The sequence below is a fragment of the Aquibacillus koreensis genome, from assembly GCF_025154055.1.
Taxonomy (GTDB): Bacteria; Bacillota; Bacilli; order Bacillales; family Amphibacillaceae; genus Aquibacillus_C; species Aquibacillus_C koreensis.
The window spans coordinates 74814-94277 of sequence record NZ_JAOALK010000012.1; the positions used below are offsets into that span (position 1 = coordinate 74814).

At 39.1% G+C, this 19464-nt stretch carries 12 protein-coding genes; 3 read left to right on the plus strand and 9 right to left on the minus strand.

Annotated elements, in window-relative coordinates; all coding sequences use genetic code 11:
* Nucleotides 1-31 precede the first annotated feature (31 nt).
* A complete protein-coding gene (locus tag NYQ66_RS03005; RefSeq protein WP_259866686.1) occupies nucleotides 32-1483 on the plus strand; it encodes a methyl-accepting chemotaxis protein in 1452 nt (483 codons plus the stop codon).
* Between the two features lie 358 nt (nucleotides 1484-1841).
* On the opposite strand, the gene NYQ66_RS03010 is transcribed toward NYQ66_RS03005, so the two are convergent.
* From NYQ66_RS03010 to NYQ66_RS03050, 9 genes are all read right to left on the minus strand, one after another.
* Entirely contained in the window at nucleotides 1842-3539 is a 1698-nt protein-coding gene (locus NYQ66_RS03010; RefSeq protein ID WP_259866688.1) for an ankyrin repeat domain-containing protein, read from the minus strand.
* 159 nt (nucleotides 3540-3698) lie between these two features.
* Nucleotides 3699-4961, minus strand: coding sequence for a hypothetical protein (locus NYQ66_RS03015; RefSeq protein WP_259866690.1), 1263 nt, complete (start codon nucleotides 4959-4961; stop codon nucleotides 3699-3701).
* Nucleotides 4962-4965: 4 nt separating this feature from the next.
* The gene (locus NYQ66_RS03020; RefSeq protein WP_259866692.1) at nucleotides 4966-6534 is read right to left on the minus strand and encodes a hypothetical protein; all 1569 of its coding nucleotides are present in this window, start codon (nucleotides 6532-6534) and stop codon (nucleotides 4966-4968) included.
* A gap of 384 nt (nucleotides 6535-6918) precedes the next feature.
* Nucleotides 6919-9423: an FIMAH domain-containing protein gene (locus NYQ66_RS03025; RefSeq protein WP_259866694.1), complete on the minus strand. Its 2505-nt coding sequence runs from the start codon at nucleotides 9421-9423 to the stop codon at nucleotides 6919-6921.
* 738 nt (nucleotides 9424-10161) lie between these two features.
* Nucleotides 10162-10269 (minus strand): putative holin-like toxin, encoded by a 108-nt coding sequence (locus NYQ66_RS03030; protein ID WP_259866696.1) that lies wholly within the window; start codon nucleotides 10267-10269, stop codon nucleotides 10162-10164.
* A 434-nt stretch (nucleotides 10270-10703) separates the two neighbouring features.
* Nucleotides 10704-13907, minus strand: a complete 3204-nt coding sequence (locus NYQ66_RS03035; RefSeq protein ID WP_259866699.1) for an AAA family ATPase — start codon at nucleotides 13905-13907, stop codon at nucleotides 10704-10706.
* A complete protein-coding gene (locus NYQ66_RS03040; protein ID WP_259866997.1) occupies nucleotides 13888-14592 on the minus strand; it encodes a hypothetical protein in 705 nt (234 codons plus the stop codon). The genes NYQ66_RS03035 and NYQ66_RS03040 overlap by 20 nt, the downstream gene beginning before the upstream one ends.
* Nucleotides 14540-15967, minus strand: a complete 1428-nt coding sequence (locus tag NYQ66_RS03045) for a hypothetical protein (protein WP_259866701.1) — start codon at nucleotides 15965-15967, stop codon at nucleotides 14540-14542. The genes NYQ66_RS03040 and NYQ66_RS03045 overlap by 53 nt, the downstream gene beginning before the upstream one ends.
* Nucleotides 15943-17265, minus strand: coding sequence for a DUF2399 domain-containing protein (locus NYQ66_RS03050; protein WP_259866703.1), 1323 nt, complete (start codon nucleotides 17263-17265; stop codon nucleotides 15943-15945). The genes NYQ66_RS03045 and NYQ66_RS03050 overlap by 25 nt, the downstream gene beginning before the upstream one ends.
* A gap of 203 nt (nucleotides 17266-17468) precedes the next feature.
* On the opposite strand from NYQ66_RS03050, the gene NYQ66_RS03055 reads away from it, so the two are divergent.
* The gene (locus NYQ66_RS03055) at nucleotides 17469-18209 is read left to right on the plus strand and encodes a spr1630 family ClpXP-sensitive toxin (RefSeq protein ID WP_259866705.1); all 741 of its coding nucleotides are present in this window, start codon (nucleotides 17469-17471) and stop codon (nucleotides 18207-18209) included.
* Between the two features lie 28 nt (nucleotides 18210-18237).
* Entirely contained in the window at nucleotides 18238-19437 is a 1200-nt protein-coding gene (locus tag NYQ66_RS03060) for a spr1629 family repressor/antitoxin (RefSeq protein ID WP_259866707.1), read from the plus strand.
* The last annotated feature ends 27 nt before the right edge of the window (nucleotides 19438-19464 follow it).

The window sequence follows — 19464 nt, forward strand, 5'->3', positions numbered from 1 at the left end:
ATAAAACTACCTTTGTTTGGAGCTGAATTTAATGAACACTGAAATCATACAAAATCACTTTAGAAAAGTTAATACAACAATAACAGGAATTCTGGTATTGTTCGCCTTAGTTGTTACCTATTTTGTTTTCTCTTCAGATTTAACATATCTATTGGTACCAGCAGCACTATTTTTGATCATTGCCATTTTTACAGGTATATCCGTTTATAAGAGAGTATTTGCGCTTACAGCAGCATATGTTGTTACACTTGCCATGAGTATGGTGATTCTATTTCTTGTAGCAAGCTCTGATTCTATCTATTTAATACTTCTTCCAATAACTATTGCAGCTTTGTATTTAAATCAAAAGTTATTTATTGTATCTACCATCGTCACAAATGTAGGCTTTATCGTAATGCAGTACATAATGAACAGTAATGATCCTGATTACACAACACTATTTACGATTGATCTGATTGTATTAATCTTATTTTTTATTACCAAGTCAGGAACGGATCTGATTAAGGAAGCAGGACAGGAAAGTGCAAGAGCCAAAGACTCACTCGCTTCATTAGAAAAAACGATGGCGTCGATCGAGTTGAACACCTCTGCATTAAACAGGGACATTTCAAACAGCAATTCTAATTTACAAGTAGTGAACGAAGCAAGCACTGGATTGAAGACTACGGTGCAGGAAGTTGCAAAAGGAGTAGTTACCCAGTCAGAGAGTATTACGAATATTAGTCGGATGATGAATGATGCAAATGAAAAAGTCTTGGAGACACAAGAGCTATCCAAGCAGTTAGGAGATACATCTTCCAATACTAGCCAAATCGTTTTGGAAAGCTCAGAAAGAATTGGACAGATGGGCAATCAAATGCAGATTATCACTACTGCAGTAACAGAATCATTAACGACAGTACGTGAGTTACAGATGAATATGGGTGAAATAAATAACTTTTTATCCAGTATCACGGACATAGCAGAACAAACAAACTTACTTGCTTTGAATGCAGCAATTGAAGCAGCAAGGGCTGGAGACTCTGGAAAAGGTTTCGCCGTAGTAGCAGATGAAGTCCGTAAACTAGCAGAACAAAGCGCAAATACGGTAGGACAAATCAACGAAATAATTGTACACATTAACGATAAGACTTCAAGCGTGTTGGATAAAGTACAACATGGAGATCAAGCTGCAAAAGAAGGAGATGTAATTGTTAGTCAAGTGAATGATAGTTTCCTTAACATACAATCATCCTTTAATAAGATCGACCAGTTTATTGCCAATGAGTTAGAAATGATTGATAAAACTACCTCGATTTTCTCAATCATCAACGAAGAGGCAGAAAGTGTAGCAAGTATTTCAGAAGAGCAGTCTGCTGCAACGGAAGAAATGCTCGCTTCCATGGAAGAACAAAGTGCAAGCATAGAAAGCATCGTTGAGTCGATGAAGGAGATAAGTCAATCTAGTAAGAGTTTGCAGAGTATTGTGGATAACAAAGCGTAAACAGGGCGACGGTTCGTAAACAGGGGGACGGTTCTCCTGTTTACATTTGCTACTTTATTACATTTAAGTGCTTAAGAACCGTTCGTCTAAGTCAAGAACAAGTTTGACTGTGATTATGAAAATAATTATAATTAAAGAAAGAAGTAGCCTAGTGGCAGCAACCACTAATCAACGTAATTACAAACCGCATAAAGAGCGGTTGACCAAATGTATTTTTTTATCAAAAGAAGTAACCGTATCCTTTGGTTGGAGGACGGTTATTTCTTTTTTTTAGATATACGAAAATAGTTACAATAAGTGTCAGGGTAGCTAACAAATTTATACAATATTGAGTTATCGGGCAGTTGTCACCTTCTCATTAATTCTCCATAATAAATTCAACTAACTCTTCCGCAGATGAACGATTATTTAAACGTATGATTTCCCCCTGGGGATTAACATACACGAGTCGATTAGAATAAATCAATCGATCACCGTCCATTGCCCATGGCGATTGAAATGCTTCGGCTGAAAATCGCTGAATTTCTTCCGAGTTATAGCCTGTTAGAAAGTGTACATGATCGCCTTGCACTTGTATTTCGGAACTATAATTGGATAGTACTTCGGCAGTATCATGTTCAGGTTGCATGGTAAATGCCAGAATCCCTATGTTTATCCCTCTTTCGTTTAATAGCTGTTTCGCTTTAAGCATTTCAGTTAATCCGATTTGATCATAGGCTGCATTGTATTTTGTATCGATTAGAATACCCAGCCATCCAATACCAAACACGGATTGGTTACTCACAAGTTGACCATTTTGATTCAGATAGTTAAATGTTGGCACATCCTCCCCACTATTTGCACTTTCTTGAGATTCTGCTCCATACGCTTTTAACAAATCTATAATGCTACTATTCCCTCTTTCTTCCGCAACGTTTAACGCCGTTTGATTACCGTTAATCATAATATTAGGATCCGCATTACCTTCTAATAACCTTTTCACAAATTCTAGATTCATGTGTTGGATTGCCAAAACTAAGGGCGTCATTTGTTTTCCATCTATATCACGGTTGTCATTTATTTCATTCGGATTAGCACCGTGGAGTAATAAAGCATCGATCATTTGTAATATTTCCTGATCTGTTTTTTTATGTTGTCGATTCCAGATAGCCTCTTCCAAGGGAGTTTGATCAACTTGGTTGTTTTTTATATTAGGATCCGCACCGGAATCTAATAAAAGTTTTACGATCTCGACAGATCCATTTACTGCAGCTAATTCTAACAATGTTTCTCCAGAATGCTGTTTGTGCATATTAGGATCTACTTGTTGATGTAAAAAATTTCGAACAGCTTCGAGATCCTCTTCTTCTACTGCTTGAACAAGGCTATAGTCTTCTCGGACAGCACTAAGATCTTGATCGTCCTGCTCCACCAGAACTTCCTCGCCTGGTTCTATCGGTTCATTTACTATTTCAATTTCATTAGTAGAATGCCCACTCTGGTTATCCATGTCATAAAGAGCAGTGTTAATGTCTCTGTCTAATTGCATGAATAATTCTTCTATGTTTTCCATCTTCCTTTTTGCTCCGATATAGCGTTCCTGCCATGCTTCGATATCTTCACTTTCTGACTCTATAATAAATGTCATCGCGTCTTCCATTTCATCTATGTAATGTAAGTACTCGTTATGAATGTGCTGCACTAATAAAGGAATATCTTTTTTCTGTCTACCCAACTTAAAATAATGTTCAAGTGTGGCAATTGATTTATCATATCGCTCTTGATATTCACTATCCATCCCTTGACCAACTCCATTTTTCAGTTGGCTGGCAGACGGAATTAAAACTTCCATACTAAATTCAATCATATTTACACTTTCTTCTATAAAATCACCATAGGGATTATAGGTATCACCATATTCCTCCATGTGATTTCGCAATTCTTCCGTAGATAGATCAGAAACGCTTGCACCTTGTTCCACGTTGTTATCAGCATTATGCGTGCTCGATACAGTAGAACAAGCTGTGAGAAATAGTAATACAATTAAAAATAAGGCTGCGTGTTTATAAAAATTCAAAAAATACTCTCCCTCTCTCTATTCATTCTCTCTTTCTATCAAATAGGTGAGAGATTCTCCTCGTGGACACTTGCCCATTTGAAGGATCAGCCCTCCAGACTTCATATCTTTTTGCTTTCCTGGATATAAGGAAACCATGTCTCTCAACTGGCTCCAACCTTACATGACCAACCCAATCACACCAACAATCAACGAAACAACCCCTATTCCCATTGCAACGATACCCAAAGACTTACTCGCTCGCGTATCAAGCCTATCCTTCAGCTCATTCACTTCATTTTCCAGCAATTCAATTTTTGCACCTTGCTCTTGAATCAACGCTTCTAACCTGTCATCCGTCACTTCTTGCGTGGCCACCTGTTCCACCAAGTGCTTGTCCACTTCTTCCAGAGATCTAATTAATTGTTCAAGCCTTTGATCCGTTTCATGTTGTGCAGCTACTTGCTCCGCTAAATTCTTATCTACCTCACCTTGCGCCTGAATCAACTTTTCAAGCCTTTGGTCCGTTTCATGTTGTGCGGCAACTTGCTCTGCCAAGTGCTTATCTGCCTCACCTTGCGCATGGATTAACTTTTCAAGTCTTTGGTCCGTTTCATGTTGTGCAGCCACTTGCTCTGCCAAGTTCTTATCTACTTCACCTTGCGCATGGATCAACTTTTCAAGTCTTTTATCTGTTTCTTCTTGAGCTAGCACACGTTCTGCTAAGCCCTTATCCACTTCTTCCTGTGCCCTTATTAACTTCTCTAATTGTCGATCGGTTTCCGATTGCCGTTTCAACTCTTCCTCATGCTTTTTGTCCACTTCACTCTGTGCGGCAATTACTTTTTCCATGGTCGCACTTTTCTCCGAATGCTCTACCAAACGTTCATCATGACTTTTTACAACAGCAACTATTTTTTCTTGCTTCATTAACATATCTTCTTGATCTTTCAACTGTTTGACAACGGTCACTAATTCTTGTTTAGCTAATGCGGATAGTTTTTGTTTGGAAGCACCATTCAATTTCATTTCCAATTCACGCAACACAGATCGATTGCTAGCAATATTACTTACCCCTAATCCGAACAAATACTTAGAGATTTCAGCCAACTTTCTTTGAAAGTCAAAAGATATTTTTTGAGCCTCTGCCCCAGACAACACCGCTTCAGCTAAATCAACGCCTGCATCCTGTAGTTCTTCTATGGCCGCTTTCTTTTTAAAAAGCCCCGTAGACTTATCTTTCGCCGAGTCTGCTGATTCAACAGCTTTTTCAGCTTTCATCATCGCTTCTTTCACGCTCTTATCCAGTTCATTAAGCTTCGTAACTTGTCCAGAAATAATATCTGGCAAATCCGCATCACTAATTCCAGTTACACGTAACTCTATTTTCTCCTCTTGACTCATATTAGCCAGTTTCATGTTCTTATTCTTCGTTGTCATCACGCACTTACCCCCACTTTAAAATGTCGTTGATCTCATCAAGTAATGCAGAGTCATTCTCCTCGATAGACGCTTTATAGCTACCGATCTTTTCTAATGAGCGAGAATTATCTTCAAGCGCATTCATAAAATAGATCGTTGTATTTTCCATGAACGCAATCACTTCATTAATCGTATCTTCCGTCTTTTCAGCTGCTATCCACATTTCAGCTTGTTTATAGAAAATCTGCGCATTCTTCAAATGCAGCTGCTCACCCATGATCATCATTCGCTCATTCCTCACACCACTTCGCTTCACTCCCATGAATACATCGGACGAAACGGCAATAGCAAACCTACCTACGCCGACAAAGTTCACTCGAAGCAAAAACTCCTTCGCAAAAAGAGCCGCATTCCCACCAGATTTCAGACCCCCACGAATCGCTGCATCCACCATATCTACAGCAGTAAAAGTACCAGTTGCAATCGTAAGCATTCGAACAATGGTGCGATTTTTAAAAGGCTTCACTCTATCCCAATCCACTCGATTAAGCTCACGGAACTGTCTAATATCCTTTTCTTTGATCTCCATCGCAAGCCTACGAATGAAATAGAACCCTCGCACGATACATTCATTGATAATAACAGGAATGGCCTGACGTCCAAGTTCATACATCACACCCAACTCTGCACGCAAATCAAACCGAACCTGCTCGACAATTCTGCCGTCCGCATCACGCTTAGCAAGTAAAGTCCCATTAAACAATTTGGAAATCCACTCAGAAAGACTATGCTCCCCTACCTTCATGTTTTGGAAAAAAGGGAGGACTGACAATTCCTTTGCAAGGGAAAGCAAAGGACCTGGTAAACCTGTCCCCGCGCCAGGGGTGGAACTTGACCCTGCCATATCACTGACCATATGAAAAAACCAGTACACAGTCCCAAACAAAAACTTTTGCGGAATGTCCTTCCCGATCAATTTTTTGTCTTTTACATCAACAACTTTAAATAATCCATTCGTATCCGTGCCATAGGCCTTCCCTGTGAATTGCGTTAGCATGGAAAAAATAAGGCCAACAAGAGTAGGGTGATGAGCAAAATCTCTCAAATGATGCTGTAAAGAACCGCCCAAATCCATCGTGTTGCTATCACTCGGTGCCCCGAACCCTTCCAACTTTCTAATGGCACCTTCAATATCATCGCCCTCATACCCTTGCATCTGCGCGACCTTCACAACAAATTTATCAACCTTCTCCTTACCCCAATCACTTCCACGCTCTAAACTAAACTCTCCTACCCATAATGAATCAATGACTCCCGCAAGCACACCACTTCCAACAGCAACGATGTAATCCAAGCCATCCGCATGATTTGTTAATCTATCTATCTCAGAATTGAGTTCGTCTAATCTTTCATTATTATGTATTAGCTTATCCTTAACCTCGCTAGATTTATTAGCAATCTCATCTAATAGAGAATCTCTTGGATCCAGCTCATCAGCGTTTTTTATAAGCTCCAACCCAAACTCTACTTCAAAATCATCATCCACCACTCGTATATCCGGCATCTTCATATGATTAAGGTTATCTTTAGTCACCAAATTCCCCTACTCCCCCACGATGTCACCTTTTGTCAAAAATTAGCTTCTAATAGATTCTATTATACATCTACTCTATTAGAAAAATAAATCTATGATTTGGTTCTATTATTTTTATAGCCATGGAGCTCGCTAATACAGTATTGCCTGTCACCAACTTTAAATTGTGGAATTCACAAATCTTAAATGGTTAACAGACAGTAACAATTTAAAGTAGGATGTCTTCCCTGTATGGAAAAAGTTATGGTTTGTCTTTCGACAGGGTCTGGCCCCTATTTCAGGCCCCTATTTCACGTCACATATAACGCAAAAAAGCGACATTCCAACGAATTTAACTCGCTAGAATGTCGCTATATTATCACATCTTTACGTATTCCTGTATGTCTATCTTAGCTTATTCATATAATTTATATAACTGATCGTCTCTTGCGCAGCATCATTCAACTCGCTTGCCTGCTCTTCAGTCAGTTTTCCAGGTTTCACAAAATTATTAACCTGGTCGGCAAAGGAGTTTAATTTTTTGACCGCTTGTGCAGATTTATCATGTTTCGTATCCGCAAGAAATTTTTCTGCCTGATTCAGCTTTACCGTTAGAGCATTCTTGTTACCATGATTAATATCAAGGCCTGCAACAATCTCTTTAAGCTCATCAATCCTGTTTTCAGCCCTGAACTGCGCGAACATCCAATCAAAGATGTTCTTATCTGCGTACGCTTCATGACCTATGCCATATTTGAAGCTGGCGTTTGATTGGCTGATAAGGTTACTGAACACTTGGGCTTCGGTTTCGTGCGGCGTCCAGTCAAAGCCGTAATATGGGAAATTAAAGGCTTGATTAGTTTCCAGAACTGTCACGTTGGCTTCTGTATATAAGCCGCTAGCACCAGCGCCTGTTGAGAAATAGTCTTTCCAAGCTTCACCCATGAAGTCATTCTTATGTGTATGCGCCCATATAGCAGTTTTTGCGAGCTCCGGGTTCGCGTTAAGCTCATCCACGGTTGGCAAAGCGCCTCCTGCAAGTGGAACAATTGCTGCGAGGAACGCAGGATTTCGATTATAGAAACCGACTGTGTACATGCTACCCATCGAGAAGCCGGACATGTAGATACGATTTAGATCCACCTTGCCCTCAGCGGCCAGTTTCTCCACGTATGCCATAAGAGCTTCATTGTTGTCCTGATTATTCGAGTGGTTCTGCGTAGCTATGATGTGCGCATTGTACTTGCCTGGGTTCTCCAGTTGGTGCTTGGAAAGCACAGCTGCACCGTTCGCGGTTTGCATTGGCGCGAAATAGTCCCCCGAAGGGCCGCCACGGCCACCGCCATGGTTGTAAATGAACAGCGGAAGCGGACCGAGATCTTCCCAGGACTCATCGATTGAAATCAGGATGTCCATGTTACCCGTGTCGTCCGGGTTCGTTTTGTCCGGTACAAACTTGTCGAGCGCCGGGTATACTACCGTTTCCTGAGTGAATCTCGGGATTATGGTAGTGCCGTCTGTCAGCTTTACCTCACGATCCACGTTGACACGGTAATTGAGGATCGCCGAGTATGCGTTTTGCAAGTTGCCCGAAACCATTGAGCCGGATGTATAGCCATTGGCATTCCAGAACTCAAATTCAACGATGATGTAGCGTCCGCTCGCAGGCATATCTGTTACAAGGTCGTCGGATCCCGGTGCAGGCGATACATAGCCAAGCGGTTCGGGTTGATTGTTTACATATACTCTTGTGATATCACGCATGCCGTCGAAAATCACGGTCGAGCCGTCAAGCCTTGTGTTCCTAGCGGCCGCTTTGAACATGTCGGTGTTCAGGTCGCTAAGATTTACCGCATTGCCTTCTCCAAGGTCGATGATGACCGCTGTAGTGACGTTGCCGACAGAGAATATCTCGTTATACACTGTGAACGGTAAATCCGTTGCATTTGAAGCAGGTTTGAATGTGACGTGGATGCTTGTGTCGCTTGCGGTGATGTTCTTTATGGTGTATGTGTTGTCTGTAACAGACACTTCTTCGTCGTTAACCGTAACCTTATCCACTTCAAACCCGAAGTCGGGGTTTAACGTGAAGGTCACATCTTCGCCATCTTTTACCCAAACATGGCCTGCCTGGGAGGAAGGGCTTATACTGCCGTTCTCACCGGATGACGCCATGACGTAGTGCTCAACGCCGACGGTCACGTTCGGTTCATACAGCCGCAATGATGGTGACTCCTGCATCTGCTCAAGCAGTTGAGCCGTGCTCGTCGCGCTCGCAGCCTTGCTCTTCGCGGAGAAGCCGTCTTCCGTACTCGTCAGGGCAAAATTCCACTGGTTATTCCCGCCCCAAATGTACATGGACACTGTGCCTTCTTCTTCATCCAGAACATGCAGCAACATGCTCTGCTGGTTGCCATTGCTAGCTGCGCCGGTTGTATTTAGGGGCGCATGCTGGGCGCCGAAGCTAGATTCCCTTCTCAGGGGTTCCGTGCCTCCACCTGCGCCGGGAGCATCATTCAATAAATAGTAGCCTGGGCCTTCGCCAAGAACGCCGGATGACGCCGCAGTGTTTGCGCCAAGGCCAAACTGCCAGATCATGTCGTCCGTCACTTCGGAAGTGATTAAACCGTCTTCAATCGTCACGGGCTTGGACACCATGCCAATCTGAGTGTCGCCGGTGACATCGCCGGGTGTGTTAATTGTCGTTTGAGCGTTAGCAAGCGCACCGTGATCGGACACGATGAGATAGCTTCTGCCCAACTGAACGTCAGCAGGGTCAACCTGTCTCCACGTGATATTTGGTTCTGACGCTGCCTCCACCTCGACCTGGGGTAAGTTGGATACCATTTCTAATACCATAATGAAACAAACCAAGAGAGCAACAGCCACCAATGATCTTATTTTACGCATTACCTACAACTCCTCTCTTATTCCTTGTCTCTTTCCTTTACAATTTGACGACATGATTATCGCCCACAAAAGAAAACCAGCTAAACTAAATCTCCCCCAGTTTGGTAGGAGTCACACCAACAATGTAAGCGCTTTAAAAATAGTGTCCACTAACTATCCTATGAAACTGGTTTTCCCACCTCCCTTATTAATTAATGAGTATAACGAATACTTCCTGGAAAAAATGTCGATCAGTGTATGTTCAAAATCACGCAATATGCACGTCTACGCGTTAAAAAACAACACCAAAAGTCCTATTCTGTGTACTGCTTCCACAAACCCATCTATCATTCGTCATCGTGACCGATCTCCCAATCTCTTACGTTTACCACTCGTTTATGTATGATTAGTAATACTCATAAATACAGTGTAACTAGGTTTTTCGTGTATAAAAAAATATCGAATGATTGTAATTGGTCATATATTGAACTATAAAAAGGTCCCTTTGTACCACTATAAATAAACATGGGGACGGTTCTCTTGTTTGCATTTACCATTTTACTCCATTTAAACACTAAAGAACCGTACGCCTAAGTCAAGAACAAGTTTGACTATGATTATGAAAATTATTATAATTAAAAAAAGAAAGCCAAGTGGCAGCAACCACTCGGCAACGCAACTACAAACCGCATAAAGAGCGGTTGACCAAATTATTAGTTAGTACAAAGAAGTAACCGTATTCCTTTGGTCGGAGGACGGTTATTTCTTTTTGTTTAGATACACGACAATAGTTACAATAAGTGTCAGGGTAGCTAATAAAGTTATACAATATTGAGCTACTAGGCTTAGTGCTTCGTATGTCGTCATCCTACCACCTCCCCTCTATAAAGAAAAAGGAAGATGGCCAACCGCCCTCCATGCTATGTAGTTACAATTCTATTATACTAGTTTTTCTGCTAAAAAGAAAAGCGAAAAGAGAATGTATGTTCGGTTTGTTAATTCACTAAAATAAATTAGGGAACATCGGGAGACTAGTAGCTTATCAAAAGTAATGCATGCTATCTTCTTAGCATGGAAAAAGTTTGATTTGTCTTTTGTCATTGTCTAATCTACCCCAATAGTGATTTTTCATCTACACCGTTTATTCAAATACTACCATTGAAATAGTGCCTGTCACCACCCGTAATTTGTCGACAAATTACTAGCGGTAACAGGCACTAACAATTTAATGTAGGATGTCTTCCTGGCATGGAATAAAATTATGATTTGTCTTTCGACAGGGTCTGACCCCAACTAACATCTCACTTACTTCTCCTAACTTTAAAAATCTTACTCTGTGGAATATTAGGATTGTGATGCACCACATACGCTTTAGAGAATCGGTATAGATACTCTGATTCATGGGACTTAGGTGTTAAGATAATCATTTTCCGGTTCAATTCTTGTTCGTACAACTCAAACACCTTATCTTTACGCCCTTCATCAAGTGCGCTATCAAACTCATCTAAAACAATATAGCCTGGTGATGCCTGAATCGTTTGTAACAATGCTAGAGCAAACAATAAAGAACTAAGAGATTCTTCTCCACCTGAAACACCTTTACCTACCTTGCCTCCTCTTGCCTTTACGCTTACATCTTCTAATTTTCCTCGATGTCCTTCTTTCCGTGCTTTGATGTATAAGGCATAGTGAATTTGATTATGTCTGTCCGTTCTCATATCCCAATCTATTTGCCCTTGAAAACCAAATAGAGACATATAATTAACAAATTTTTGATTTACACCAATAACCTTCGTATTAATCGTATTCTCCAGATCTTCTTTGAGTTGTTCCATGCGTTCCGTATAATCTTCCAACAAGATTTTGGATTTTTTCACTTCATTTGCGGAGCGATCATATTCTTCTTTCATTTTTCTATAATTCTCCGGTGCTGCTTCATCAATATCTTTTTCGTTTACTGCATGATTGTATTGGATTTTCCCACTTTCTCGCATTTCTTCAGCATCAGATCTTGTTACACTTGGCAGTTCTGTAAGAGCTAAAGCAAAATCTTTCAGCTCCTTCTTCACAGAATCTATTAGCCTATGACTCTCCCGCTTATTCGTCGAGTAATTCTCTTCGTTTGTTAAATATTCTTCAGACCGATTTTTAATCTGCCTTTCTATCTGTTCAATATCACGGTCTTTATAGACAATTTTTTCTCCTATGTCTTCTAAATCACGTTTTAATTTCTTTTCTTCACGTCGCTTCGAATCCAAATGATTAATTAGTTCATCATACTGTGTATTCTTACTTTTCTCCTCTGCTTCTAGTTCAGTTATATATTGTTTCAGTTGTGTTACTTCTATGATTTTTTCCTTTTCTTTTGCAAATTGAATAAAAGTCTCCTGATATTGTGTATATCTCTCCACTTTATGTTTCCAGTCAGCTCGTTTCTCGTTCAACTGAGTCCATTCCGATTGAAACTTGTCCCTTTCATCTTCAAGCATTCGTTTTTCATTACTCAGATTGTCATACTTGTTCTTGCGCCATTCTCTTTCATTTTCTTTTATTATAAAAGCTTCAGCATCTTTTAGTGATTCATGTCTACGAAATAACGTACTATTTCTACGGCTTAATTCAGCAATCTCATTTGTTAGATTGCTAATTGCTTCAACAACTTTTTCAAGATCTTTCTCAACGAGTATTTGATTATTTTTCAGGACTTTTTCACTTAGGATAATTTTCTTTTCCTCTTGTGGTCCCCTGATCCCTCTTGCATCTATAAGAAAGCCATTTTGGATCATTGGCTTTTCTTCTTCAAAAAAGCTCTTTACCCACCATAATGCTTTTACTGCAAAAGGATAGAGTTTATCACTTAGATTTTCTTTTATTTTTATGTGTTGACTAGCAAGATGAGAAATTGTTTTTTCAGGTACAATACTTTGCAAAGGCACGTAATATAAATCATTAGGCGCTTGAAAAGTATGCTTATTAACAAACATGGTATATTTTATCGTATCAAATAAATCTTCATCATTGGCTTTAGCTGCATCATCTAATGCCAAAAGCTCACGCAAAGGATAGACTTCGATATTTTGTTTGTTAAAATACTGGATCGCTGTTTCCTGACGAGGATTTAATACTCGATTATTTCTAAGATTGTCTAATTCTTTTGCTAGATTTTCTTTTTTTATGACAAGTTTTCCTTTTTCATCTTTGGCATCTTCTAACCGTTTTTCATTCACTTCCATCTCTCTTTGCACAACTTGACTACTTTGATATGCGTCAATCAGTTTTCGAACTTCTTGTTCTTTCTCACTGTCTTGGTCAATCATTACTTTTAGTTCAGCAATGTTCGGAATAAGTTCATCTATTTTTCGATTGTTACTTTCCACTTTTTGTTGCTTTTCTTCCATAGATGCACAAACTGATGTGTGTGTTTGTTCCGCACTGAGCAATGCAGCATTTACTTCTTCTTCAGTCATACCAATCCGCTCTACTTGATTCGTAATCTCTTCTATTTCCTTAGAAATGGCATCTTTTTTGTCCTGGTTTTCTTTGATGGCTGATTGCAGATTATCTAGCTCTTCGCCTAGTTCTACTTCACGATTCTCCATCCGACTAATAGCATCCTGATACTGTTCAAGTTCCTCTTTCTTTTCGGCTTGCAGCAGGATATCTTGTTGCTTGCCCGAAATTTTCTCCTCTTTGTCTGCCCTAAGTGTCTCACTTTGCTTTCTTAAAGCATCCATCTGATCAAGATAGTATCTCTCCAACCATTTAAGAGCCGTAATATACTGTTTAAAACCATCTTCTAATCGCTGGTTTCGACTATGATACCTTTCTAATTCTCCTTTCTTATGATCCAACTGCAGTTTATTAAGTCTTTGCTTACTCTCTGCTACCTGCAAAGTCTGTTGGGTTTCCTTAACAAGTTCCTTACTTTCTTCCCAGTTTTTTTGAATTTTATCGATGCCATTCATTTCACTAAAAATGCGAAATCGTTCTTCCGGATGCATGACAGCGAATTGGTTCACTTCTTTTTGATACCAAATTAAATATAATTCATCTGGGTCAATCGCATATTTATAGAGCAGCTGGTTTTTATATTCGGTGAAATTAAAGTTACGGTCACCAGATGAATATTTTGTTTCTCGTTCCCATTCATCAATGGACTCACCTTCTTGAATATAGAATTCTCTCTTTACAGGATCACCTGGTTTCTGTTCGACATCGATCCGAAACTGAACAAACTGTGGGGCATCAACTTTGACTTTTCCATCATTTTTAAAAAGGAGTTCAATTTTTGCTCGCCACGTTTTATCCTGTGGTAGATTGTTTGACTTTAACCCCTCGAGGTCGACCTTACTTGAGTAAAGAACGCCACCCATACAAAACGTAACCGTTGATTTCCCAGCACCATTCGGTCCAGATATAAGAATATGTTCATCCTTTTGAGAAAAATCCATTACTGTTGGCGTATAGTCACGAACCCCTGAAAACTTAAGTCTCCATGGTATCATTATTCATGCCTCCATTCATGTTGTAGCGTTTAAAGAAGCGTAAGACATCGTCCATGTGTAATTGATTCGATTGACTAAACTCCGTATATCTTCGTAAAAATGAATCTGAAAATAGATGAGCACCTATAGATGTAAGCTGGTAGGCTTCTTCTTCTGAACTTGTGTCGTATATTTCAATGGCACCGATTTTTTTTAGTGGGTCGAGATTAGCCTGGATTTTTCTAGTTACTTGCAATGACTCATGTCCGAAACTATTAATTATTTGGGAAAAGAGTGTATATTCATTTTGCAATACTTCTTGATGATAAAAAATGAACATAAGAATAGCTAGGCTTTCTTTGTTTAACAACGTTTTCGCTTGCTTTGCCGGCACTCGCATGAGTGCCACAACTTGGTTGCGTCGCTCATCATAAATCACTTTAAAGTAACGACTGACCGCTTGGTTTACTCGTTTGAGAAAAGAAAAGAATGCTTGGTTCTCTGACTCTCCTATGATCTTTTCTACTTCTTTACGCGAAAGCCCAAAATTGCCACTTCTAATCGTTGCAGATGAAGAAAAAAGAATCTGCATGAATGCAAGCTCTTCTTCTTTGGATAAAACTCCCTGAATCGATTGTAAAGCTGCTAATGGATTAACATTCGTTTCCTCTTCCTCGTTTTCGAACTCCATAGGTTCCTTGTTCATCATCACTCCACCTCCAATCACGATTTTCTTTATTATCCTTATCATAGAGTTCCTTTTTTGCACGTTCATCAATAGCAGCTTTGTTATTTGCCACTAATGCAGAAACCCCAATCAACCCGTTAAGAACATCACTCCACTTGGAAGAACCTGCACGAACAATTAACTCATCAAGTCCTGACTCTTCTACTTCCTCTAAATAAGCTTCAATTCGCTCGGTATGAATCATTTGTTTCGTCATTTGCCATTTGGAGTCTCCCATTATTTCCTCCAACTGATCTTCCATAATTTCTTCTGTGTCTAAATATTCTTCTTCGATCGTTTCTTCTATTTCTTCTGTGATAGGTTCATAGTTTTCAATATAGCTAATTCCCTCATCAATGGCCATTGGAGAAATAGGGGCAGCAAATTTAACCGGGGCCCAAAGACCGTCTATTTCTTCATCTTCGTATTGTCCTTGTTCCATAAAACTAAGGATCTGATGGGCATTTGGAATCTCAGATCCAATTGGGGGATCAAATGATTTCACAATGAACGTTCTAAACGCTTCTGGTTGAATCCTGTGGTTAAAATCCGTGTCTTGCAAGTGTGCAAATTTAAGAATTTTATTAATAGTTCCAAGACTAATCTTTGTTCCATCACTTATCGCTGTTGTACCTCTTTGTTTAATATCTGCAAAAACAAGCTCTTGGTCGATTGTTTCGAACTTCTCTAGACGCTCTGCCATCTTACCTTCCAGTTCTTTCATTAAATGATGGATCACTTCTACTTGGGTTAGTGCATTACGATCGGCTAAATATTCAAGCTCCCTCTCATGCAGGAGTAGGACAGCTTCTTCCACATTTTTAATCATGCTAGCGAGCTTATTCCCACCAGAAATCCCTTTGTCATCATAGGCTTCACTTAATTCCGCATCTCTTTTTGCTTGAAATAGCGATCTTGCCACGTCATCATTGAGATAATATGCGAGAGAATCATTTGCTAAACGGATCAATACATCCATCATTCGTTTCCCGACATCACGCATCTTGATTCGTTTAGCCGTCTTCGTAACCCAATTAAATTTTCCTAAAACGAAAACTAAATGTTTCATGTACGCGTGCGTGATTGCTTCATCATAGCCATAGACATTGCGGTAGCGATAAAATAGAGTTTCCTCACTTTCAATCGGCTCAGCGATACCAAGTGCTTCTTGGTTAATAATGTTTAACACTCTTAAAAATCGAAGTACATGGATGGGAGATTGAAAATATTCCTTATCACTCAGTTCAGTCAACACACCAGAAAGTTGTGCTATATCACGCATAGATTGGAGTAGTTCTGGTTTGTCGTCAGTCATATCAAAGATCGATATTAATGGTTGATCCACATTTTCCACTGTTCTACTCCCCCAATTTCTTGTTCCTGCTCTTCTTCACTTGTTTGTATCAACTGTTTATACTTTCGCTCAAATGTTTCCCAATCGGTAACAACCGATAATGGTGGAACAATCCATGTAGTCATTGCATTCGCACCCTGTGTTAATTCATAGAGATATTTTGCAATTGTTAACCCTGCTTCGTCCACATCCGTCCAAATAATAACCTGGTTAACACTCTTCACCAATTGCGTAATTAATGCTTTATGAGCAGACCGAACTTGTCCATCCACCCCTAACACAAAGCTTTTTGTCTCTCTCAAAAACGCTTCTTCGTAAGCCATTCGTGTAAGTACTCCCCTGTTTTCAACTAACCATAATACATCTGACTCTGTACGAAACGTATCCGAAAAAACAGCTAAGTCTGTCGTAGCATGCACACTACCATAACCAAAGTTCGAATACTTCCCTTGCATTTGTCCAGCGAAAAATAATGGGGTAATGGTACCCATACTTGCTAGCCCTAACAATTGGATTGGGCGATGAAGTAATTCCTCTGCTTCTTGAACAAATTCTTTCTTATACGAGTCGAATTGTTTTGAACCACCAATTTGTCTGTAGTAGGTAGCCCCAATTTGTTTCCAATCAAATTGCGTTTCTGTACATGCTAGTTGATACAGAACAACTAAAAAATGCATGAATAACAGTTGTTTCTTCAAGCGCCAATCCGGATAAAGATTTCCCAGAGGTTTCGTCTCTCCATCTAAAACCTTCTCTGTATCCCTCGCTATTCTATCTAGCACATTTTCCAATATCGAAACAACAGCAACACGTTGGTCTTCATCGAAGTTTAAGACGGTAGTATGTTTTACTTCACTCCACCGATTTTTCCACTCAACGAGTAGTTCTCTATTCTCATTTTCTATTTTCGCTTGTAATTGTAGCTGTTGCTGATAGAGAACAAAACCTGTTCTGTATTGTTCTGTTTTCACTGTCCGCTCATCTCTTTCTAAGCGAATTTCGCGAATAACCCAACCAGCTCTAACCCATTCATAAGTCTCCTCCGAAAGGGGAATACGCTTCTTACTTTTTGGACTTTTAAAAGTCTGTATTAGATTTGTAGGAATACGATCACTTTCTTCTAAACTAGTATTTCTACTAACCATAATCTTCGCAACAACTCTTCGGGTCCTAGCTGTTTGCTTCATGATTGGTATATGGATAATGCCATTCTGCTCCTCGGCATCGATGACATATAATTTTTCATTCTTTAATAAGATGTGGCTCTGTATATAATTTTGCAATTCTGATGAAATCAAGGTATAACCTCCCTTATCACGATACCATTTTATCATAGTGATAGAGGGTATAACGATTGGTATAGAGTGGAAATCCAAGAACCAACTATAAAAAAATAACATCCATATCATTAAAACTTTAAAAATAATAAAAAAAATCATATATTTCCCACACTCATTGCATTAAAATAAAATAGAAGTCTATTTTAAAAGGAGTGATAGATATGGATCAATATAAATTTAATAGACATGATAGTAATCTGATTGTAAATGCAATTGTAGAGGGTTATCGAGACTACATCGAACACCGAAAGGAACGTCAGCGTCATATGGCAATTAGTTCTGCATTCGCATGGACCAAAGGCAACTTTATCGAAAGTAAGATTGCAGAAATTGGTGGTGAACTAAACTTCACTTACAAGAAAGCAAAAGCAGGATTAACATGGGATTACTTGCAATTCATTCATGGGGATAAAAACCAGCTTTTCTTAATTAAAAATGCAGCCTACTTTAACGAAAAATGCTTCTCTCAAGCTTTACTACCTACTACAAATAAAGGACAAATTCGCTCTTATCTTCATGAACTTTCAAAAATCAATAAAGACCTTACATTTGAAAATGCTACTCCCCAAGAAGAAAACTCCACCGAGAAAAGTGAACAGCTCTCATTCTTTATATCAGAAAGACAGGTAAGGAATGATCTTCAGGATTTTCAAGCAGCGTACGATGAATTTCATATTCTTACTTACAAAATTGATGACGCCTACCAAATAGCTGAAATCATGCATTATTTGCCAAATCCAGAAGATAATATAGCCTATAAAATAGAGGATCTTTCGGAGTATATATCTGGTGCAGAATTATCAGATGAAGAACGAGATGTCATTGCGCCAGATCAAGACAATGATATAATAGATCCTGCAGCATTCGATATTGGAATATTTGAAGAAGCGGAAGAAAAGTAAAAAGTACTTAAGATAAGAGGGAGCGTTTATGTTTATTGGTGAAAATTTAACTAATCTTCGTATTATGTATGGATATTCACGCAAACAACTCTCTGATATGTTACATGTAACAGAACAGGCAGTTTGGCAATACGAAAATAACTATACATCGCCTAAAATGCAAGTTGTAAATGATTTAAAAACTATTTTTGATGTGAAAAGTAAGTATTTCTATAATGAAGACGTTCTAAGCCAATATTTTACAACGGATAATATTTCTGTCATGAATATCGCTTACCGTTCTAAAGTGATGAATATGATAGCAAAGACACAATCCGAGGCAAAACATATCGAGTTCCTGGATAGCTTTGTTAACTATATAACCGCTAAATTAACTTATCCAACTCAGAAAATCATTCAATTACGAAACAAAGTAATTGATTACTTAAACACATCTGAAGGGGATAGGAAAACACAAATAGACTACGTAGCAAAATTGGCAAGAAAAGAACTAGGCCTTCGCTCCGATACAAATGATCATCTACTCTTTTTAATAGAAAAAAGTGGTGCATTTGTATTTGAAAAAGCGATCGGAGAAGAAGTGGATGCTTATAGTTTATGGACGAATGAGGATCGAGCCTTCATTATTCTAGGTAATCTAAAGCGATCAGCTTCTCGTAGAAATTTCGATATCGCACATGAACTTGGCCACTTATTGCTTCATTATAAAGCAGAATTTACTAACTTAGACCGTAAAGAACATAAGACTTTTGAAAATGAAGCAAATCAGTTTGCAGGAGCATTTCTATTACCGGAAGAAACGCTTTTATCAGACTTAAAAGCAATTGTTCAACCAACAAATCCAGATGCCTATATGGACTTAAAAGAGAAATGGACTACCTCTCTCCAAGTCCTAGGCTACCGTGCACTTCACTTGGGTTTGTTAGATGCCAAAAGTCATCGTAATTTTTATGCAGCACTTCATCGTAAAGGTTATTTAGAAAAAGAGCCTCTAGATGAAACATTACCTATACAAAAACCACAGAAAGTAAAGTCTATCATCAACCTGGTTGTAAATAAAGGAATGCTTGATCTTCGCCATATGATTGAAAATGATTGGATGGTGGAACTTTCTTTTATGCACAGAATAACAGGAATTGATTTGAAGTTTTTCAGGAGTTATATGGTGGAAGAACAGGATTTTGGATTGGGGAATGTAACTGAGTTGTCCGTGGGGGTTAATAAGTAAGAGTTATTAAATAGTGCCTGTAACTAC